This is a genomic window from Pseudomonas sp. 57B-090624 (assembly GCF_003234055.1).
Classification (GTDB): domain Bacteria; phylum Pseudomonadota; class Gammaproteobacteria; order Pseudomonadales; family Pseudomonadaceae; genus Metapseudomonas; species Metapseudomonas tohonis.
The window spans coordinates 1-19,827 of sequence record NZ_QKRU01000100.1 but is presented as its reverse complement, the minus strand read 5'-3'; the positions used below and the strand labels follow the sequence as shown (position 1 = coordinate 19,827).

At 67.8% G+C, this 19,827-nt stretch carries 15 protein-coding genes; 10 read left to right on the top strand and 5 right to left on the bottom strand.

Annotated features, from left to right (window positions below; translation table 11 throughout):
* The coding region (locus DMX10_RS29495) for an SDR family NAD(P)-dependent oxidoreductase (protein ID WP_146603076.1) at nucleotides 1-452 on the bottom strand (452 nt) is incomplete at its 3' end.
* A gap of 283 nt (nucleotides 453-735) precedes the next feature.
* On the opposite strand from DMX10_RS29495, the gene DMX10_RS29490 reads away from it, so the two are divergent.
* From DMX10_RS29490 to dmpG, 4 genes are read left to right on the top strand one after another with little or no spacing between them, the layout of a single operon-like run.
* Nucleotides 736-1,563 carry an alpha/beta fold hydrolase gene (locus DMX10_RS29490; RefSeq protein ID WP_111264434.1) on the top strand — a complete coding sequence of 276 codons (828 nt, stop codon included), beginning with the start codon at nucleotides 736-738 and terminating at the stop codon, nucleotides 1,561-1,563.
* Complete coding sequence (locus DMX10_RS29485; RefSeq protein WP_111264433.1) at nucleotides 1,560-2,351, top strand: fumarylacetoacetate hydrolase family protein; 792 nt, start codon at nucleotides 1,560-1,562, stop codon at nucleotides 2,349-2,351. The genes DMX10_RS29490 and DMX10_RS29485 overlap by 4 nt, the downstream gene beginning before the upstream one ends.
* A 13-nt stretch (nucleotides 2,352-2,364) precedes the next feature.
* Nucleotides 2,365-3,273, top strand: coding sequence for an acetaldehyde dehydrogenase (acetylating) (locus tag DMX10_RS29480; protein WP_111264432.1), 909 nt, complete (start codon nucleotides 2,365-2,367; stop codon nucleotides 3,271-3,273).
* A 12-nt stretch (nucleotides 3,274-3,285) separates the two neighbouring features.
* Nucleotides 3,286-4,320 (top strand): 4-hydroxy-2-oxovalerate aldolase, encoded by a 1,035-nt coding sequence (gene dmpG / locus DMX10_RS29475; RefSeq protein ID WP_111264431.1) that lies wholly within the window; start codon nucleotides 3,286-3,288, stop codon nucleotides 4,318-4,320.
* A gap of 85 nt (nucleotides 4,321-4,405) precedes the next feature.
* Here the strand turns inward: dmpG and DMX10_RS29470 are convergent, their stop codons facing one another.
* From DMX10_RS29470 to DMX10_RS29455, 4 genes are all read right to left on the bottom strand, one after another.
* Entirely contained in the window at nucleotides 4,406-5,218 is an 813-nt protein-coding gene (locus tag DMX10_RS29470; RefSeq protein ID WP_111264430.1) for an SUMF1/EgtB/PvdO family nonheme iron enzyme, read from the bottom strand.
* Between the two features lie 58 nt (nucleotides 5,219-5,276).
* Nucleotides 5,277-6,428 carry a copper-containing nitrite reductase gene (nirK, locus tag DMX10_RS29465; RefSeq protein ID WP_111264436.1) on the bottom strand — a complete coding sequence of 384 codons (1,152 nt, stop codon included), beginning with the start codon at nucleotides 6,426-6,428 and terminating at the stop codon, nucleotides 5,277-5,279.
* Nucleotides 6,429-6,922: 494 nt separating this feature from the next.
* Nucleotides 6,923-7,807 carry a TIGR02285 family protein gene (locus tag DMX10_RS29460; protein WP_111264429.1) on the bottom strand — a complete coding sequence of 295 codons (885 nt, stop codon included), beginning with the start codon at nucleotides 7,805-7,807 and terminating at the stop codon, nucleotides 6,923-6,925.
* Nucleotides 7,808-7,833: 26 nt separating this feature from the next.
* Complete coding sequence (locus DMX10_RS29455) at nucleotides 7,834-9,033, bottom strand: CaiB/BaiF CoA-transferase family protein (RefSeq protein WP_111264428.1); 1,200 nt, start codon at nucleotides 9,031-9,033, stop codon at nucleotides 7,834-7,836.
* Nucleotides 9,034-9,364: 331 nt separating this feature from the next.
* On the opposite strand from DMX10_RS29455, the gene DMX10_RS29450 reads away from it, so the two are divergent.
* From DMX10_RS29450 to DMX10_RS29425, 6 genes are all read left to right on the top strand, one after another.
* Nucleotides 9,365-9,985, top strand: coding sequence for a YjfI family protein (locus tag DMX10_RS29450; RefSeq protein WP_111264427.1), 621 nt, complete (start codon nucleotides 9,365-9,367; stop codon nucleotides 9,983-9,985).
* A 14-nt stretch (nucleotides 9,986-9,999) separates the two neighbouring features.
* Nucleotides 10,000-10,695: a PspA/IM30 family protein gene (locus tag DMX10_RS29445; protein ID WP_111264426.1), complete on the top strand. Its 696-nt coding sequence runs from the start codon at nucleotides 10,000-10,002 to the stop codon at nucleotides 10,693-10,695.
* Nucleotides 10,696-10,756: 61 nt separating this feature from the next.
* Complete coding sequence (locus tag DMX10_RS29440) at nucleotides 10,757-11,386, top strand: OB-fold-containig protein (protein WP_111264425.1); 630 nt, start codon at nucleotides 10,757-10,759, stop codon at nucleotides 11,384-11,386.
* Nucleotides 11,387-11,423: 37 nt separating this feature from the next.
* Nucleotides 11,424-13,502, top strand: coding sequence for a hypothetical protein (locus tag DMX10_RS29435; protein WP_371921738.1), 2,079 nt, complete (start codon nucleotides 11,424-11,426; stop codon nucleotides 13,500-13,502).
* Between the two features lie 209 nt (nucleotides 13,503-13,711).
* A complete protein-coding gene (locus tag DMX10_RS29430; protein ID WP_111264424.1) occupies nucleotides 13,712-18,955 on the top strand; it encodes a DNA repair ATPase in 5,244 nt (1,747 codons plus the stop codon).
* 13 nt (nucleotides 18,956-18,968) lie between these two features.
* The gene (locus DMX10_RS29425) at nucleotides 18,969-19,658 is read left to right on the top strand and encodes a phospholipase D-like domain-containing protein (RefSeq protein ID WP_111264423.1); all 690 of its coding nucleotides are present in this window, start codon (nucleotides 18,969-18,971) and stop codon (nucleotides 19,656-19,658) included.
* Nucleotides 19,659-19,827 lie beyond the last annotated feature (169 nt).

Sequence of the window (19,827 nt, the reverse complement as noted above, 5' to 3'; positions counted from 1 at the left end):
GTGCCGGGGGAGGGGCGGGTGGCGCTGACGCTGCAGATATTGATGATGGCGCCGCCTTCGTCCTGGCCCTGCATGATTCCGTTGGCCAGCTGGCAGAGGTTGAGCGGGGCCAGCAGGTTGAGGCGCAGGATGGATTCGGAGAAGCGCGGCGAGGCCGTGGCCGCCTCGGCATGGGGCGCGCCGCCGGCGTTGTTGACCAGCACGTCCAGCCGGCCGAAGCGCGTTTCGATGCCGTTCATCAACGCCTGTAATTGCTCGATGTCGCGCACATCGCAGGGGATGAAGTGGGCGCTGCGCCCGGCGTGGCTGGGCAGCACCTCCGGCGCCTGGCGCCCGCAGATCACCACCTCGGCGCCCTGCTGCAGAAAGCGCAGGCTGATGCCCCGCCCCACGCCCTTGCCGCCACCCGTTACCAGCACCACCTTGCCGGTGAAATCCAGTGCATCGCCCATCGCTGCTTCCTCCTGTTTATCGATGGGGGGAGGCTATTGCCTGCTCGCGTGGCTGCCCACGTCCGAGGGGACTAGGTGCGCGATGGACCTGTAGGGGCGAATTCATTCGCGATGCAGCCCGCAGGGCTGCCCTGAAGAGCGGGGCCGCTTCGCGTCCCTTTCGCGAATGAATTCGCTCCCACGGGGGAGGGGAGTGCCGGGGCGCTGCTAGTCCTCTCGGACGATGTTGCCCGCCGGGGTGCGCCGAATAATCCCGGGACGACAACGAACCGAGGAGAACCCCATGGGCGCGCTACCGCAAGGGCGATTCGCCACGCTGCCGGATGGCCTGCGACTGCACTACCTGGACATCGGCGAGGGTGAGCCGGTGGTGTTCATCCACGGCAGCGGCCCGGGGGCCAGCGGCCACAGCAATTTCAAGCAGAACCACCCGGTGTTCGCCAGCTTCGGCTACCGGGTGATCGTGCCGGACCTGCCCGGCTATGGCGCCTCCGATAAGCCGGAAACCGTCTACAGCCTGGACTTCTTCGTCGCCGCCCTGAGCGGCCTGCTGGATGCCCTGGATATCCAGCGCTGCGTGCTGGTGGGCAACTCCCTGGGCGGGGCCATCGCCATCCAGCTGGCGCTGAACGAGCCCAAGCGCGTGAGCCGCCTGGTGCTGATGGCGCCCGGCGGGCTGATGGAGAAGGAGCAGTACTACCTGCAGATGGAGGGCATCCAGAAGATGGGCGCGGCCTTCGCCAATGGCGAGCTCAACGACGCCGCCGGCATGCGCCGCCTGCTGGGCCTGCAGCTGTTCGACCCGGCACTGATCACCGACGAAACCGTCAACGAGCGCGTGGCCGTGGTGCAGCAGCAACCGCGCTGCGTACTCGGCAGCATGCAGGTGCCCAACCTCACTGGGCGCCTGGCCGAGCTGGCTTGCCCGATCCTCGGCTTCTGGGGCATGAACGACAAATTCTGCCCGGTATCCGGCGCGCAGACGATGATGGAGCGCTGCCGCGACATCCGTTTCGTGCTGCTCAGCGAGTGCGGGCACTGGGTGATGGTGGAGCACCGCGAGCTGTTCAACCGCACCTGCCTGGACTTCCTCGCGGAGGGCCGGCCATGAACGAAGTGCTGCATCGCCTGCACGGCGAGGCGCTGTACCAGGCGCTGATTGGCGGTCGCACTTTGGAACCGCTGACCACCCGGTGGCCCGAGATCACCCTCGATGACGCCTACCGTGTGTCCCTCTATGCCATGGAGCGGCGCGTGGCGGCGGGGGATGTGGTGGTGGGCAAGAAGATCGGCGTCACCTCGGTGGCGGTGCAGCGCATGCTCGATGTGCACCAGCCGGACTTCGGCTTCATCACCCGCGACATGGCGTTCGAGGATGGCGCGGAGATTTCCCTCTCCGCCAACCGCCTGATCCAGCCGCGCGCCGAGGGCGAGATCGCCTTCCGCCTCAAGCACGACCTGCAGGGGCCGGGCGTCACCGAACAGGACGTGCTGGACGCCACCGCGTACGTGATGCCCTGCTTCGAGATCGTCGACTCGCGCATCCACGACTGGAAGATCCGCATCCAGGACACGGTGGCCGACAACGCCTCCTGCGGGGTGTTCGTGCTCGGCCGCGAGCAGGTGGACCCGCGCGAGCTGGACCTGCCCAACCTGCGCATGCAGGTGTTCAAGAACGGCACGCGCATCAGCGAGGGCCTGGGCTCGGCGGTGCAGGGCAATCCGCTGACGGCGGTGGCCTGGCTGGCCAACACCCTGGGCGCGCTGGGCATTCCCTTCAAGGCGGGGGAGATCATCCTCTCCGGCTCGCTGGTGCCGCTGGAGCCGGCCCGCGCCGGCGACGACTTCTCACTGACCATCGACGGCCTGGGCAGCGCCCGGGTGTCCTTCCGCGACTGACCGGGGCACGAACATGAACAGGAAACTCAAGGCGGCCATCATCGGGCCGGGCAATATCGGCACCGACCTGCTGATCAAGATGCGCCGCTCGGAATGGATCGAGCCGGTGTGGATGGTGGGCGTCGACCCCACCTCCGAGGGCTTGAAGCGCGCCGCAGAATTCGGCCTGAAGACCACCGCCAATGGCGTCGACGGCTTGCTGCCGCATGTGCTGGACGACGACATCCGCATCGCCTTCGACGCCACCTCCGCCTATGTGCACGCCGAGAACAGCCGCAAGCTCAACGAGCTGGGGGTGATCATGGTCGATCTCACCCCGGCGGCCATCGGCCCCTTCTGCGTGCCGCCGGTGAACCTGCGCGAGCACGCGGCGACGCTGGCGATGAACGTCAACATGGTCACCTGCGGCGGCCAGGCCACCATCCCCATGGTGGCGGCGGTGTCGCGGGTGCAGCCGGTGGAGTACGGCGAGATCGTCGCCACCGTGTCGTCCGGTTCGGTGGGGCCGGGCACCCGGCAGAACATCGATGAATTCACCCGCACCACCGCCGGCGCGGTGGAGAAGATCGGCGGCGCCAGGCGCGGCAAGGCGATCATCGTCATCAACCCGGCCGAGCCGCCGCTGATGATGCGCGACACCATCCATTGCCTCACCGAGGGCGAGCCGGACCAGGCGGCGATCCGCGCCTCGGTGCTGGAGATGGTGCGCGAGGTGCAGCGCTACGTGCCGGGCTACAAGCTGATCAACGGCCCGGTGTTCGATGGGCGCAAGGTTTCGGTGTTCATCGAGGTGGAGGGGCTGGGCGACTTCCTGCCCAGGTCCGCCGGCAACCTGGACATCATGACCGCCGCTGGCCTGCGCACCGCCGAGATGTTCGCCGAAGAGGCCCACAAGGGCGCTCTGAAACTACCCGCCCGCTGATTGGAGAACCCCATGAACCTGCAAGGTAAGCACGTGCGCCTGCACGACATGAGCCTGCGCGACGGCATGCACGCCAAGCGCCACCAGATCAGCCTGGACGAGATGATCGCCGTGGCCACGGGGCTCGACGCCGCCGGGGTGCCGCTGATCGAGATCACCCACGGCGACGGCCTGGGCGGCAGCTCGCTGAACTACGGCTTCCCGGCCCATTCGGACGAGGCGTACTTCGATGCGGTGATCCCCAGGCTCAAGCAGGCCAAGGTCTCCGCCCTGCTGCTGCCGGGCATCGGCACCGTGGAGCACCTGAAGATGGCCCACGGCTGCGGCGTTTCCACCATCCGCGTGGCCACCCACTGCACCGAGGCGGATGTCTCCGGCCAGCACATCGGCATGGCCGCGAAGATGGGCCTGGACACCGTGGGCTTCCTGATGATGGCGCACATGGTCAACGCCGAGACACTGCTGGAGCAGGCGCGGCTGATGGAGAGCTACGGCGCCAACTGCATCTACTGCACCGACTCGGCCGGCTACATGCTGCCCGACGAGGTGAGCGAGAAGATCGGCGTGCTGCGCGCGGGGCTGGAGGCGGGCACCGAGGTGGGCTTCCACGGCCACCACAACATGGGCATGGCCATCGCCAATTCCCTGGCCGCCATCGAGGCCGGCGCGGCGCGCATCGACGGTTCGGTGGCCGGGCTCGGCGCCGGGGCGGGCAACACGCCGCTGGAGGTGTTCGTCGCGGTGCTGGAGCGCATGGGGGTGAACAGCGGCATCGACCTCTACCGCATCATGGACGTGGCCGAGGACCTGGTGGTGCCGATGATGGACCAGCCCATCCGCGTCGACCGCGACGCGCTGACCCTGGGCTATGCCGGCGTGTACAGCTCGTTCCTGCTGTTCGCCAAGCGCGCCGAGCAGAAGTACGGCGTCCAGGCCCGCGAGCTGCTGGTGGAGCTGGGCCGGCGCGGCACCGTGGGCGGGCAGGAGGACATGATCGAGGACCTGGCCCTGACCCTCTCGCGCCAGCGCGGCGTACTCCCCACCTGATGCAGCCCGGGCTTCAGCCCGGGACGGGCTGCGCTCCCACCGCGCGGCGGCAGCCGCCAGGCCAGCCAGGCGCGGTCGTGGCGGATCACGGGATGTCCCTGACCAGGCGGAAGCCGAGGTTGTCCGGCGGCTGCCCGGCGGCGCAGCCACCGCCGCGCGCGTCGCGCACGAAGTCGTTGATCGCCGCGCGGTGGCGGCCTTCGGCGATGCGGATCGAGCAGGCCTCGATGCGGCTGAGCTGCGCGCCCCGGGCATCGAGCTTGATGCGCTGGTGGCAGCTGTCGGTCCATTCCCAGACATTGCCGGCGAGGTCGGCGATGCCGAATTCGTTGAGCCCGTGACCGCCGCGTGCCAGCGGTCGGGCCGATTCGGCGGTGCGTGTCTCGGCCTCGAAGCTGTAGCGGGCCAGCCAGCGCCGTGCCGGGTTGCTGCCGTCGTCGTCGATGAGCAGGGCGTCGTCGGCCCAGTGCGAGCCGGCGAAGAAGGCCCATTCGAGGTCGCTGGGCAGGCGCCAGCGCTGGCCGGTGCGGCGGCTCAGCCAGTCGGCGTAGAGCTGCGCGTCCAGCAGGCTCACGCCGGTGACGGGCAGGTCGTCGCGGGGGCTGGTTCCTTCGCTCAGCGGCAGGCAGTCGCCCTCGGCCACGCAGCGGGCGTATTCGGCCTGGCTGACCTGGTACTTCATCACCTCGAAGCCGGGTTGCAGCCGCACGCGCCGGGCGGGGGCGTCGATGGCGCGGGTCTCCTGCCAGTAGTCGCCGGCGGGGCGGAAGGTGAAGGCGCGGGCCGTCAGTGCCACCGCCTCCGGTGCAGGTTCGGGCGGGTGACGGGGACCGAGGAGAAGGGCCGCCGCCGCGATGGCGAAGGCGACGGGCAGGCTGATCCGAGTGGCCTTGTGCATGGCGGCGGCGTCCGTTGGCCAGGGTGGGTGGCCGGCCCTTGCGGGCCGGCCGGCGGGCTCATTTGATCGGCGACGGCGGCTCGACCTGGCTCATCAGGTCGGCGTTCCACTCGCCCTCGACCTGGAAGTGCGCGGTGGCGCCCAGCAGCACGCCTTCGATCAGGTTGTGGTTGAGGTAGGCGTACAGGCCCGGCTGGCGGAAGGTGTAGAGCGCCGCGCCGGCCGCGCCACCGGGGATGAACCAGGTCTCCAGGTCCTGCTCGGGCGGGTTGCTGAACTTGCCGCTGGCCCAGACGTGGTCGCCGTGACCGCCGATCAGGTGCGGGCGGGTGTCGCGGTTGGCCTGGGAGTGGATGATCAGCACCGTCTCGCCGACGCTGGCCCTGAGGGCGTTCTTGCCGGTCAGGGCGCCCACCTTGCCGTTGAACACGATGTGGCTGGGGACCAGCCCCTTCATGACGCCCAGCATGTCGGCGAAGCTCTCCATCGGGCTGGCGTAGCGCTTGAACCTGCCGTCCTTGTCACGGGGGACGTAGAAGTCCTGTTCGCCGACGTAGAACACCTTGTCGTAGTTCAGCGCCTTGCCGGCGCGGTCCTTCAGGCCGTCGCGCGGCAGCACCATGATCGCGCCGTTCATGCCCGAGACCACGTGCCAGGGGATCATCGCGCCGCCCGGTGCGCAGTGGTAGACGAAGACCCCGGCGCGGGTGGCCTTGAAGCGCAGCTTCACCTGCTCGCCGGGGCTGACGATGGTCAGCGCGCCGCCGCCCAGGGCACCGGTGGCGGCGTGGAAGTCGATGTTGTGGGCCATGCTGTTGCTGGCCGGGTTGACCAGGGTCAGCTCCACGTAGTCGTCCTGGTGCACCACCATCAGCGGGCCGGGCACCGAGCCGTTGAAGGTCATGGCGTGGACCTCGGTGCCTTCGTCGTCGAGCACCAGGGTCTTCTCTTCGATGGTCAGGGTGAACGCCACCACCTTCGGTTTGCCGCTGGCGCGGGCCTGGTGGGCGTGGACGAAGGGTGGGGCGACCAGCTCGACCTCGACCCGCTCCAGCCTGGACAGGTCCGGGGCCTCGCCCGGTTTCTTCGGTGCCGGCTCCGTCCCGGCCAGCGCCTTGCCGCTGCCGAGCACCGAGCCGGTGACGCCGAGCACCACCGCGCCTGCGAGCAGGGTGCGGCGGGAAAGGGACAGCGCTTCCTCGTCGTGCATGATCATCTCCGTAATGACTACCGTCGTTGGCTACAGAGATACCGCGTGGCCAGGAACTTTCCTTGAGCTGAGACAAGCAAGCCTGCAACTGGACGACCGTCGCAGGGGGAGATGTGCATCAGGTCGCGTTTGTGTTGTCGGCGGCTTTTCGTGGGAGGCGTCGGGTGGCGCTGCGCTAGCGGTTGCGAACCTGACGCGAAGCCTCAAGCCCGGTGCTTGCCGGCATGCATGGCGCCCTGTCACGCCCACCGCGTGGGTTTCGCTTCGCTCTACGCCACCCTGCGCACGCCGTTGCGCCCCGGGCGTGATGAGCACATCGATCAAGACTCTGGCGAAGCCAGGCCCGTATGCCGGGGCCTGCTGGGTGTCTTTTTTGTGGGCGGCATTCCGAGGACTGAAAAACAGACTCGCCTGGGGAGGCGAAACCACAGGCATCGGCAGAACCGGGCAGTCGGCTGGACTCGGCATTCTCCAGCAACACTCAGCCTGGGTGCTCAGTCCTTCTCGAAGAAGCCCTTGGCATCCTGCAGGTAGGCCTCGCGGGTGGGGCCGTCCAGCCAGCGGGCGTAGAGCTGGATCAGCTCCTCGCCGCGCAGCTCGCGGATCACCTCGTTGATCGCCTCGATGGCCTTCCTGCCTTCGGGGGTCTTCGAGCAGCCCACGTAGGCGAGCAGGTAGCTGGGCATGCCCTGCACCGGATGGAAGCGCAGGTCGGAGACATCCACGCCATCGGTCTCGGCCAGGTAGCGCACCTCGGGCCAGTAGCCGAGCAGGGCGCTGATGCGGCCGTGCTGCTGCATCTGCAGGAGGCTGCCCAGGGCGTTGTTGCCGTGGTGCACCAGCAGGCGCTCGGGGGCTGCGGCGTGCAGCGTGGCGTCGATCAACGGCCCGTAGCTGCGCTCCACCAGTACGCCGAGGCGCTGGCGCGGGTCGGCGAGAAAGGCCGCCAGGTCGATCCTGCCGTCCTTCAGGTAGGGCTGGATCTCGCCCTCCAGCTCCCGGCGCACCACCACGCCGTTGGTCACCACGCCCAGGGTGGGGATGGAGAAGTACATCAGGTGCTCGCGCTCCGGGGTCTTCAGTACGCCCGCGTCGCAGGTGAGGGGGTCGCGGGCGAACATCTGGTTGGCACGAGCGCGGTTGACGCGGCTGTTGACGTGGCGGTACTGCGGCAGTCGCTGCTGCAACAGGCCGAGCATCCGGTCGGCGATGCCCTGGCCCTTGAGCGGGCCTTCCATGATGTTGAACGGCGCCATGTCGCGCACCGCCCAGGTGATCAGGGTGTCGGGTGCCGCCGCACAGCTGCCGGCACCCCCCAGCAGCGCGGCGCCGAGCAGCAGGCCGCGCAGGCGCGAGCGAAGTCCGGTACGGCCTGTCATGGGCGAGGAGAGGGGTGGGACGTGTCTCAGATGGCGCCTTCCTTGCGCAGGGCGTCGATGCGTGCGGCGTCGTAGCCCAGGGCACCGAGCACTTCGGCGTTGTGTTCGCCCAGCTCCGGGCCGACCCATTCGGCCGAGCCCGGGGTCGCCGAGAGCTTGGGCACGATGCCGGGCATGCGGAAGGGCTTGCCGTCGGGCAGGCGCGCCTGGAGGAACATCTCGCGGGCGATGAACTGCGGGTCGGTGAACATGTCCTCGGCGGAATAGATGCGGCTGGCCGGCACCTCGGCGCGGGTCAGGGTCGCCAGCACCTGGTCCAGGGGCAGCGAGCCGACCCAGCGGTCGATCACCCCGTAGAGCTCGTCGCGGCGCGCGTCACGGCCGTCGTTGCTGGCGAGCGTCGGATCGAGGGCCAGGTCCTCGCGGTCGATGGCCAGCATGAAGCGCTTGAAGATGGCATCGCCGTTGGCGCCGATCTGCACGTGGCGGCCGTCGGCGCTGGTGTGGATGGAGGAGGGGGTGATGCCGGGCATGATGTTGCCGGTGCGTTCGCGGATGAAGCCGAACACGTCGAACTCCGGGACCATGCTCTCCATCATGGCGAACACCGCCTCGTACAGCGCCACGTCCACCACCTGGCCCTCGCCGCCGTTGACCTCGCGGTGGCGCAGCGCCATGAGCGCGCCGATCACGCCCCAGAGTGCGGCGATGGAGTCGCCGATGGAAATGCCGGTGCGCACCGGCGGGCGATCCTCGAAGCCGGTGATGTAGCGCAGCCCGCCCATGGATTCGCCCACCGCGCCGAAGCCCGGCTGGTCCTTCATCGGGCCGCTCTGGCCGAAGCCGGAGAGGCGCACCATCACCAGCTTCGGATTCAGGGCGTGGATCACCTCCCAGCCGAGGCCGAGCTTCTCCAGCACGCCGGGGCGGAAGTTCTCGATGAGGATGTCCGCCTCCCCCAGCAGCTGCTTGAGGATGGCGATGCCGTCGGGGTGCTTGAGGTTGAGCGTCAGCGACTTCTTGTTGCGCGCCTGCACGAACCACCAGAGCGAGGTGCCCTCGTACAGCTTGCGCCACTTGCGCAACGGGTCGCCGCCATCGGGGGATTCGACCTTGATCACCTCGGCACCGAACTCGGCGCACAGGCGCGAGGCGAAGGGGCCGGCGATCAGGGTGCCGAGTTCGATGACTTTCAATCCGGCGAGGGGCTTGGCGAGGGTATCCATTGCACGTCCGTGGGGCAGGGAAAAACCCGCCTAGCCTAGACCATTGCCCCGTTTCAGGGCAGCCGTCGGCCGGCTGCTTTTTCGTGAATCACGTCGGTCTTCGCTCCATGCCTGCTTTCCAAGGGCCGGCCACGGGGTTCTAATCCCTGGCGATAGCCATCGCGCACAGTGAAAATCAGGGACAGGTCCTCATGCTCGGCGCTCACGTCTCCCCCTCTGCTGATTTCCACGGGCACGTTCCCGGGCTTAGTGCTGCGCGCCTTTCATCGGCTTTTTCGGGTATCACATGTAATGAATTGAAAGCTTACATGTGATGAATTATTCTGCGCCCATGCAAAACAAGTCATCCGCCCATTACCAACGTTTGTTCCGCCAGCGCCTGCGTGACCAGGGGCTGGTGAAAAAGGAAGTCTGGATACTGCCGGAGAACGCCCAGGCGCTCCTGGTGGTTGAACGCAAGCTGCGCCAGCCCCAGCCGGGGCCGGTCAATCTGCAAAAGGAGGGGGCCATGGAAATGCCTCAGATCTGGAATGCGCGTGCGCTCTGCGAGGCCTTGGCTGCGACCGAGCTCTTCACCTCTGGCGATGCCGGCATCGAGCTGATCGAAGGTGCCGAACCGAGCCTGCACGTCACCCTGCATGAGTACGGCGACCTGCCGCTGTTCGTCGCCGTGCACGGCGAGCAGATCATCGTCGAGGCGCTGCTCTGGCCGCAGAGCGATGTGCGCGACGTGCCCGCCTTCAACGAGGAGGTGCTGCTCAGCCGCCAGCTGTTCCCGCTGTCCAGCATCGGCCTGGAGACGCTGCCCGGCGGTGAGCGTTGCTACACCATGTTCGGCGCCCTGAGCGCCACCTCGATCCTGTCCAATGTGCTCTACGAGATCGAAACGCTCGCCAGCAACGTGATCCGCGCCACCGAAGCCTACGAAGGCTACCTGAAGGCTCAGGCCTGACCTGGAGGAAGCACATGAACGTTTGGAGCAAGCTGCTGACCGCCCTGCGCGGCGGTGCCAACGAAGCCGGCGAGGCCATTGTCGACAGCCAGGCGCTGCGCATCCTCGACCAGGAGATCCGCGACGCCGACCTGGAGCTGCGCAAGTCCAAGGAAGCGCTGGCCGAGATCATGGCGCGGCAGAAACTGGCCGAGGAACGTGCCGGCAAGTGTGCCGCCAAGGTCGGTGAGTACGAAACCTATGCGCTGAAGGCCCTGGAAGGCGGCAACGAGGCCCTGGCCAAGGAAGTGGCGGAGAAGATCGCCAACCTGGAGAACGAACTGGCCGTCGAGCGCGAGCAGGCCGCCGGCTTCGCCGTCAGCGTGGCCCAGCTGCGCAAGGCCGTGACCCAGGCCGAAGGCAACATCAAGCATCTGAAACAACAGGTGGATACCGTCAAGGCCACCGAGAGCGTGCAAAAGGCGCAGATGGCCGTGGCCCAGCGCTACAGCGGCTCGCAGACCAAGCTGCACACCGCCGTCGAATCGCTGGAGCGGATCAAGCGCCAGCAGGCCGAGCGTGCGGCGAAGCTGGAGGCCGCCGCCGAACTGGCCGCCACCAGCAGCCCGGACGATGACCTCGATGCCAGGCTGCGTGCAGCCGGCATCGCCGCCGACGGCACCAGCGCCGACAGCGTGCTGGCGCGCCTGAGGGAAAAGAGCAAGTCCTGATCCACCGTTGAACGGGCGGTGCCGCTCGGCCCCGTCCAGCCTTTTCAGGGATAGGAAAGCGATGGAAATCTTCCTGCAGACCGCACTGTCGTTCCCCACCGTGCTGTTCAGCTTCCTGCTGTGCCTGGCCATCGTCTACTGGGCGATCGTCGCGCTCGGCCTGGTCGAGGTCGACCTGCTGGACGTCGAGGCCGACTCGCTGCTCGCCGGCGAAGGCGTCGCAGCCCTGCTGTCGAAGCTCAAGCTGAATGGCGTACCGGTCACCCTGGTGCTCAGCCTGCTGTTCGCCGGCTCCTGGTTCCTCAGCTATTTCGCCGAACTCCTGGTTCTCAGCCACCTGCCCCTGGGCCTGCTGCGCTACCCGCTGGGCCTGGTCGTGGCCGTGGTCGCGCTGGGCCTGTCGCTGCCCGTGGCGGCGCTCATCTGCAGCCCGCTGCGGCCGCTGTTCCACAAGGCGGAGGCGGTCACCCGCAAGAGCGTGCTCGGCCAGACCGCCATGGTGCGCAGTGGCCGGGTCACCCTGGAGCATGGCGAGGCCGTGCTCGAAGACGGTGGCGCCGGGCTGATCCTCAAGGTCCGTGCCGACGAAGCCCTCGGGCTCAAGCGCGGCGACCGCGTCGTATTACTGGAATACCTGGAGGCGCAGCACGCCTATCGGGTCATCACCGAGGACGAATTCCGGGGCATCTGACCCGGTGCGCCTCAGCATCAAAGGAGAGTGATTGCAAATGAACAACATCGAGTGGGTGATGCCCTTCCTGACCGTGCTCGGACTCGTCGTCCTGTTCGTGGTCGGCATCCTGGCCCTGTTCAAGGCCTTCTACATCAAGGTCCCGCAGGGCACCGCGCTGATCGTCAACGACATGTCGTCCACGCCCAAGGTGCACTTCACCGGCGCCCTGGTGTACCCGGTCATCCACCTCAAGGAGTTCATGCGCATCTCGCTGATCACCCTGGAAGTCGATCGCCGCGCCAAGGACGGGCTGATCTGCCGCGACAACATGCGCGCCGACATCACCGTGGCCTTCTACCTGCGCGTCAATGAAACCCAGGAAGACGTGCTCAAGGTGGCCAAGGCCATCGGCGTCGAGCGTGCCTCCGACCGCGCCGCGGTGAACGAGCTGTTCAACGCCAAGTTCTCCGAAGCGCTGAAGACCGTCGGCAAGCAGTTCGACTTCGTCCAGCTGTTCGAGAACCGCCAGGACTTCCGCGACCGCATCATCGAGGTGATCGGCAACGACCTGAACGGCTACGTGCTCGAAGACGTCGCCATCGACTACCTGGAGCAGACCGCGAAGAACTCCCTCGACCCGAGCAACATCCTCGACGCCGAAGGCATCCGCAAGATCACCGAGCTGACCGCCGCGCAGAACGTCATCACCAACGAGCTGGAGCGCAACCAGGAACTGGCGATCCAGAAGAAGAACGTCGAGACCCGCGAAGCCGCCCTGGCCCTGGAACGCCAGCAGGCCGACGCCGAAGCCCGGCAGAAGCGCGAGATCGAGACCATCCGCGCCCGCGAGGAAGCCGAGACCGCCAAGGTCAAGGAAGAGGAGCGCCTCAAGGCCGAGCAGGCGCGCATCCAGGCGCAGCAGGAGATCGACGTGCGCGTCGAGAACCACCAGCGCGAAGTGGAAGTGGCCCAGCAGAACCGCCAGCGCGCCGTGGTCATCGAGGTGGAGAAGGTCACCCGTGCCAAGGACCTGGAAGTGGTCGCCCGCGAGCGCGAGGTCGAGCTGCAGCGCATCGAGAAGGAAAAGGCGCTGGAAGAGCAGCGCAAGAACATCGCCAACGTGATCCGCGACCGCGTCGCCGTCGAGAAGACCGTGGCCCAGGAAGAAGAGCGCATCAAGGAAGTGCGTGAGATCTCCGAGGCCGAGCGTGCCAAGCAGGTCATCGTGCTCCAGGCGCAGGCCGAGGCCGAGCAGGAGCTGGTGCGCCAGGTCAAGCAGGCCGAGGCCGACGAGACCCGCTCCAAGCACAAGGCCGTGGAAATCAACAACCTGGCCCAGGCCGAACTGGAAGCCGCGGCCAAGCAGGCCGAAGCCAAGAAACGCCTGGCCGAAGGCATCGAGGCCGAGCGCGCCGCCCCCGGCCTGGCCGATGCGCGGGTGCTGGAAGTCACCGCCGCCGCCAAGGAGAAGGAAGGCCTCGCCGAAGCCCGCGTACGCGCCGAGCAGCTGATCGCCGAAGCCCGTGGCGAGCAGGAGAAAGGCCTGGCCGACGCCCGCGTGCTGGAAGCCACCGCCGCTGCCAAGGAGAAGGACGGCCTGGCCGAAGCCAAGGTCCTGGAAGAGAAGCTGGGCGCCCAGGCGCGTGGCGAGGAACAGCTCGGCGCCGCCAAGGCCAAGGCCACCAAGGACCTGGGCTCGGCGGAAGCGGAAATCCTCCTGCAGCGCCTCAACGCCGAGGCCGAAGGCCTGGGCAAGAAGTTCGGTGCCCTGGATGCCCTCAGCGACAGCGCTCGCCAGCACGAGGAGTTCCGCATGCAGCTGGAGAAGAGCTTCGAGGAAGCCATGGCCGCCATCGCCGCCAACAAGGACATCGCCAAGGACCAGGCCGAGGTGCTCGCCACCGCGCTGGGCAAGGCGAAGATCGAGATCGTCGGCGGCGAAGGCGACTTCTTCAACTCCTTCGCCAAGTCGCTCTCCGTGGGCAAGGCCATCGAAGGCGTGGTGGGCAAGAGCCCGGTGGTGCAGGACGTGCTGGCCCGCCTGCTCAACGGCAAGTCGGCGCCTGCCGCTGCCGTCGCCGCCCCGGCGCCCGAGCGCAAGGCCGAGCCCCAGGACCCGGTCGCCGGCGCCTGACGGTTGGTCCCGGGAGCGGGCTGCGTCCACCGACGCTCGCTTCCGGGGTCGTTCCCCACATGGTTTCGAAGGCTGCTCGCGCTCTTCTCAATGAGTTCCCGCGTTAGCGGGAATGACGGTGCCCGGTATGGCCACCGTCATCCGCGCGGACGCGTGGACCTACACAACGGCAGCTCTTTCAACAGCGTCGCAGATTCAGGAAGACCACGATGTCGGATGCACAAGCCGCAACCCCCGCACAGGATGTACTGGACAAGGCCGTCGCCGAAGGCGGCGCCTACGAGGTGCTGCACAAGCGCCTGCTGGACCAGGGGCAACGCCTGCGGCAGACCACCGAGTCCCTCAACCAGAAGCGCCTGGAAGAGTTCGGCAGCAGCCGCATGGACGTCATCGGTCGCGTGCGCATCCGCACCGAGAACAACTGCATCGCCCGCGACATCGTCCAGGTCGGCGACTGCCTGCTGTTCGGCTACAACGTCTTCATCGGCCTGAAGAAGGAGACCCACGTCGCCGACGTGTTCTCCCTCTACCGCCTGGTGGAGGAGGGCGAGGGCTACGAAGCCGAGCCGGTGCCGCTGGAGGGTTCGTTCCTCGCGGCCCAGGGCTTCGTCAACGACTTCAACGAGCTCTACACCTACTACAAGAACACCCGCCTGCTGCAACTGGCCATCCGCGACGGCAAGCTGCTGGCGAGCTTCCAGATCGGCGAGCGCATCACCGACATCCGCGTGTTCCGCTGGTCCATCTCCGCCGACGGCCGCGAGGTGCGCTACATCGACAACCGGGGCGAGCGCGACATCGCCCTGCCGGCGCCCTTCGACTTCGAATGGAAGAAGGCCACCCGCGAGATGGTGGTGCAGGGCCGCCACCCGCACCTGAACATCCTCGACACCGTGTTCGTCGAAACCATCGGCGGCGACCTCACCATCAAGGTCGAGAACAACACCGAGGACGGCCTCGGCATCTACCGCGAGGAGGTGCTCGACAAGACCCAGTCCCTGGACGACGCCCAGGTCGAGTTCGCCCGCCTCGGCAGCCTGATCCTGCTCAAGGTGCTGCCCTACCGCGAAGAGCAGTGGCGCTACCTGGTGTTCAACAGCCTGACCCGCAAGGTCGAGCGCATCGACGCCATTGGCCTGGCCTGCGTCCAGCTGCCGGAAGACCACGGCATCATCTTCCCCGGTGGCTACTACCTGCAGAACGGCGAGTACAAGACCTTCGAGCAATCCATGGACGGCATGCGCTTCAAGCGTGCCGTGCGCTCGCCCAACGGCGAGGACGTGCAGTACATCTTCTACCACCCCGAACAGGGGCGGGCGGTGCTGCTCACCTACAACATGATCAACCGCCAGCTGCAGAACCCGCTGTTCGGCCACGGCTACGCGCGCCTGGAAGACGGGCGCATGGTGATCTTCGCCGCCGAGGGCGAGGAGCCCACCCGCATCCACCCGATGCAGGTCTGGCAGACCCCCTTCTTCACCGAGGAATTCGCCGCCCGCCAGCCGGCCCGCAGCGGCTTCCTCGGGCGCATCGGCAATGCCGAGCTGGTGCGTGGGGTTTCCGACCTCTATGACCTCAGCCGCGAGATCGAGACCCCCGTGGTCTCGGTGCAGCGCTACTCCCAGCTGTGCCAGAACACCCGCCGCCTGTTCGACGTCTACCACTGGCTCGGCAGCGACCAGCTCGAAGGCCTGGCGCCGCTGCTGCGCGAAGTGGCCGCCACCGCCGAGCTGGTGCTCGACGAATACGAGAAGGTCGAGAGCATCCGCCGCCAGTCCGACCAGGCCATGGTCGGCGCCGAGGAGAAACAGAAAGCCCTGCTCGACGGCCTGCTGCCGGACAGCTGGGACCAGGTGCAGAGCTTCGTCGACGCCCTCAACGGCATCACCGCCCAGCGCGGCCTGCTGCTGACCATCCGCGACTACCGCTACATAGACGTGGCGCGCATCGACGCCATGGAAGCCGAGCTGCTCAAGGCCCAGGAACGCACCGCCGCCGCCACCGCCGGCTTCCTCGCCAGCGAGCAGGCGCTGCAGCCCTTCGTCGCCCGCCTGGAGGCCCTCGACGCCGAGGCGCAGAAGGCCGAGACCGTGGCCCAGCTGGCCGAGCCCCTGGCCGCGTTGCAGGCCATGGCCGCCGACCTCGACATGCTCTCCAGCCTGATGGCCTCGCTGCAGATCGACGACGCCACCCAGCGCACCCGCATCATCGAATCCATCTCCGAGATCTACGCCCGCCTCAACCAGGCCAAAGCCCGCGCCGAGCAGCGGCGCAAGGGGCTGGGGTCCACCGAGACCGTGGCCCAGTTCGGTGCCCAGTTCAAACTCTTCGGCCAGGGCATCACCAACGCCCTGGGCCAGGCCCAGGACCCGGAGCGCTGCGACGAGCAGCTGTCGCGCCTGCTGGTGCAGCTGGAGGAACTGGAAAGCCGTTTCGGTGACCACGAACAGTTCCTCGGCGACATCCTTGCCAAGCGCGAGGAGCTGCTGGAAACCTTCGAGGCGCACAAGCAATCCCTGCTCGACGAGCGCCAGCGCAAGGCCCAGGGCCTGCTCGACGCGGCCCGGCGCATCCTCGACAGCCTCGGCCGGCGCACGGCGAAATTCACCCAGGCCGAAGAGCTCAATGCCTTCTTCGCCGCCGACCCGCTGATCCTCAAGCTGCGCGAACTGGCCGAGCGCCTGCGCGAGCTCAAGGACAGCGTCAAGGCCGATGACGTCGAGGCCCGCCTCAAGGGCGCCCGCGACCAGGCGGTGCGTGCCCTGCGCGACAAGACCGAGCTGTTCGAGGAGGGCGGCAACGTCATCAAGCTCGGCCCGCGCCACCGCTTCAGCGTCAACACCCAGGAGCTGGACCTGACCCTGATGCCCCGGGGCGACGAGCTGCACCTGCACCTCACCGGCACCGACTTCCTCGAACCGTTGCGCGACCCCGAGCTGGATGCCCTCAAGGCCTTCTGGCAGGTGGCGCTGGAGTCCGAATCGGCGCAGCTGTACCGCGCCGAATACCTCGCCGGGCAGGTGCTCGACGCCGCCGACGCCGGGCAGGAAAACCTCAGCCTGGACGGCCTCAAGCACCTGCTGGGGCAGCCCGACGAACTGGCGCGGGTGATCCGCGACTTCGCCGCGCCGCGCTACAAGGAAGGCTACGAGAAGGGCATCCACGACCACGACGCCGCCGCCATCCTGGCCCAGCTGCTGCCGCTGCGCGAAAGCGCCGGGCTGCTGCGCCACGCCGCCCCGGCGCGGGCCTTCGCCAGCCTGTTCTGGGACCTCCGCCGCAGCGACGAGAGCGCCGCCCAATGGCCGGAGCGGGCCCGTACCAGCCGGCATATCCAACAACTGTTCGGCCGCCGCGAGGGCCTGCTGCAGCTGCAGGCGGAAATCCTCGCCGCGATGCAGGCCTTCCTCGTCGAGCAGCCCCTGGCGCTGGGCGCCGCCGCCCCGGCGGAAGCCGCCGAGTACCTGGTGCAGGAACTGGCCGCCGAGCGCATCGAATTCACCTTCAGCAAATACGCCCGCCAGCTTCAGGATGCGCTCAAGCTGCGCCTGCAGGGCGCGCGCATGTGGGACGACTACCAGCAGGCCCTGTCGCGCCTGGCCGAGCGCCCGGCGGCGCAATGGGCGCTGGCGGGTAACTGGCTGCAGGGGCTGTGCTCGGAGGGCGAGCATGCCGCCCTGGCCGACTACATCCCCGAGGCAGTGGCCCTGTCGCTGCTGGCCGAGGACTTCCCGCGGCGCATCACCGAGGTCGACCTGCGCTTCGTCGTCACCGGCCTGATGGGCGAGCACCCGCGCATCGTCGAGCGCAGCCTGCAGCTGGCGGTGGACGACTTCTTCGCCCGCCTGCGCCAGCACCGCGAAGACTTCCTGCCCGGCCTGCAGCGCTACCAGGCGCTGCGCCAGGCGGTCATCGGCCGTGAGCGCGAAGCCCTGCGCCTGGCCGAGTTCAAGCCGCGCCCGCTCAGCTCCTTCGTGCGCAACAAGCTGATCAACGATGTCTACCTGGGCGTGATCGGCGACAACCTGGCCAAGCAGATGGGCACCGCCGGGGAGAACAAGCGCACCGACCTGATGGGCCTGTTGATGCTCATCTCGCCCCCCGGCTACGGCAAGACCACGCTCATGGAATACGTGGCGCACCGCCTCGGCCTGATCTTCATGAAGATCAACGGCCCGGCCCTGGGCCACGAGGTGCGCTCCCTGGACCCGGCCCAGGCGCCGGACGCCACCTCGCGCCAGGAGCTGGAGAAGCTCAACCTGGCGCTGGAGATGGGCAACAACGTGATGCTCTACGTCGACGACATCCAGCACACCCACCCGGAATTCCTGCAGAAGTTCATCTCCCTCTGCGACGGCACCCGGCGCATCGAGGGCGTGTGGAAGGGCCGCACCAAGACCTACGACATGCGTGGCAAGAAGTTCTGCGTGGTGATGTCGGGCAACCCGTACACCGAGTCGGGCGATGTGTTCCGCATCCCGGACATGCTCGCCAACCGCGCCGACATCTATAACCTCGGCGACACCCTGGGTGGCATGCAGGACGCCTTCGCCCTCAGCTACATCGAGAACGGCCTGACCTCCAACCCGGTGCTGGCGCCCCTGGCCACCCGCGACATGGCCGACGTCTACCGCTTCGTCGCCCGCGCCGAGGGCAAGCCCTTCTCCGCCAACGAGCTGAGCCACAGCTACAGCGGTGCGGAGATCAACGAGATCACCACCACCCTACAGCGCCTGATGCAGGTGCGCGACGTGGTGCTCAAGGTCAACCAGCAGTACATCGCCAGTGCCGCCCAGGCCGACCAGTACCGCACCGAACCGCCGTTCAAGCTGCAGGGCAGCTACCGCAACATGAACAAGATGGCGGAGAAGATCTCCGCCGTGATGAACGACGCCGAGCTGCTGCAGCTTCTGGCCGACCACTACCAGGGCGAGTCGCAACTGCTCACCACCGGCGCCGAGGAGAACCTGCTCAAGCTCGCCGAGCTGCGCGGCAACCAGAGCCCGGAGCAGGCCGAGCGCTGGGCCCAGATCAAGCGCGACTTCCTGCGCAACAAGTCCATGGGCGGCAGCGACACCGACGTCGGCGCCCGCGTGGTGGCCCAGCTCAACGATCTCGTGGAAAGCGTGCGCGGCCTGGCCCGTCACGACGCCCCCGCGCCGGCCGCCGCCGAGGTGCCGTGGGAGGCCCTGCTGCAACGCCTGGAGGCGCTGGTGCAACCGCCCGCCGCGTTCAAGGTGGACGTCACCGCCCCGGCCCAGGAGGGCGTGCGCGAAGTGCTGCTGAGCCTGGCCGACAGCCTGGAGAACAGCTTCATGCCGCTGATCCGCATCATGGACAAGAAGATCGACGTCGACCTGCGCACCCATCACCGCATCACCGACATCGCCAACCGCCTCAACGAACTGGGCGGCGCCCTGCCGACGCCCGGCACCGACGGCACGCCCACCTGACCCGGAGGTCGCCATGGATTTCGCAGGACTCGACCAGCAGCTGCGTGACAGCCTGCTGGACCTGAAACTGAGCAACGAGGAGCGCGACGAGCTGCGCCAGCTGGGCACCGAGCTGGGCCCGGACCAGGTGCGCTACCTGCGCAACCGCGCCTTCGACCTGGTGCGCGAGCTGGCCCTGGCCGACGCCGCCAACACCCTGCCGGCGCTGAAGTGGCTGGAACAGGTGATCAAGACCCTGGATGTCAGCGCCGCGCCGGTGCGCAACCTCGCCAGCGCCCACTTCAGCCCCGGCGAGGAATGCCGGCGCAAGATCCGCGAGTTGCTGCGCCAGGCGCGGCAGAGCGTGGACATCTGCGTCTACACCATCTCCGACGACCAGCTCAGCAGCGAGATCCTCGCCTGCCACCAGCGCGGCATCGCCGTGCGGGTGATCAGCGACAACGAGAAACTCTTCGACGAAGGCAGCGACATCCGCCAGCTGCAGGCCGCCGGCGTGCCCCTGCGCATCGATGACAGCCCGTTCCACATGCACCACAAGTTCGCCCTGTTCGACGGCCGCCTGCTGCTCAACGGCAGCTTCAACTGGACCCGCAGCGCCAGCACCAGCAACGAGGAGAACCTGCTGGTGATCGACAATGCGCACCTGGTGGGCAGCTACCTGGCGGAATTCGAACAGCTGTGGGCGCGCTACGCCCCGCGCTGACTGGGCGCGGCACCGCTCTCGCAGGATGGGTAGAGGCACGCAACCCATCGATACGGACTCCCAGGCATCACGGATGTACCAGGCTCGAAACCGCCTGCTTGTACCGGGGCGACCTAGGGGGCAGCGCGGGTGGGTTCAGCCCACCGCGTTCCCCCAGCCCCCTCGATGC

What these genes read in the sequence shown, in the direction of transcription:
- DMX10_RS29490 (WP_111264434.1), top strand. Translation starts at nt 736, where the DNA reads ATGGGCGCGCTACCGCAAGGGCGATTCGCCACGCTGCCGGATGGCCTG.
- DMX10_RS29485 (WP_111264433.1), top strand. Translation starts at nt 1,560, where the DNA reads ATGAACGAAGTGCTGCATCGCCTGCACGGCGAGGCGCTGTACCAGGCG.
- DMX10_RS29480 (WP_111264432.1), top strand. Translation starts at nt 2,365, where the DNA reads ATGAACAGGAAACTCAAGGCGGCCATCATCGGGCCGGGCAATATCGGC.
- dmpG (WP_111264431.1), top strand. Translation starts at nt 3,286, where the DNA reads ATGAACCTGCAAGGTAAGCACGTGCGCCTGCACGACATGAGCCTGCGC.
- DMX10_RS29470 (WP_111264430.1), bottom strand. Translation starts at nt 5,218, where the DNA reads ATGCACAAGGCCACTCGGATCAGCCTGCCCGTCGCCTTCGCCATCGCG.
- nirK (WP_111264436.1), bottom strand. Translation starts at nt 6,428, where the DNA reads ATGCACGACGAGGAAGCGCTGTCCCTTTCCCGCCGCACCCTGCTCGCA.
- DMX10_RS29460 (WP_111264429.1), bottom strand. Translation starts at nt 7,807, where the DNA reads ATGACAGGCCGTACCGGACTTCGCTCGCGCCTGCGCGGCCTGCTGCTC.
- DMX10_RS29455 (WP_111264428.1), bottom strand. Translation starts at nt 9,033, where the DNA reads ATGGATACCCTCGCCAAGCCCCTCGCCGGATTGAAAGTCATCGAACTC.
- DMX10_RS29450 (WP_111264427.1), top strand. Translation starts at nt 9,365, where the DNA reads ATGCAAAACAAGTCATCCGCCCATTACCAACGTTTGTTCCGCCAGCGC.
- DMX10_RS29445 (WP_111264426.1), top strand. Translation starts at nt 10,000, where the DNA reads ATGAACGTTTGGAGCAAGCTGCTGACCGCCCTGCGCGGCGGTGCCAAC.
- DMX10_RS29440 (WP_111264425.1), top strand. Translation starts at nt 10,757, where the DNA reads ATGGAAATCTTCCTGCAGACCGCACTGTCGTTCCCCACCGTGCTGTTC.
- DMX10_RS29435 (WP_371921738.1), top strand. Translation starts at nt 11,424, where the DNA reads ATGAACAACATCGAGTGGGTGATGCCCTTCCTGACCGTGCTCGGACTC.
- DMX10_RS29430 (WP_111264424.1), top strand. Translation starts at nt 13,712, where the DNA reads ATGTCGGATGCACAAGCCGCAACCCCCGCACAGGATGTACTGGACAAG.
- DMX10_RS29425 (WP_111264423.1), top strand. Translation starts at nt 18,969, where the DNA reads ATGGATTTCGCAGGACTCGACCAGCAGCTGCGTGACAGCCTGCTGGAC.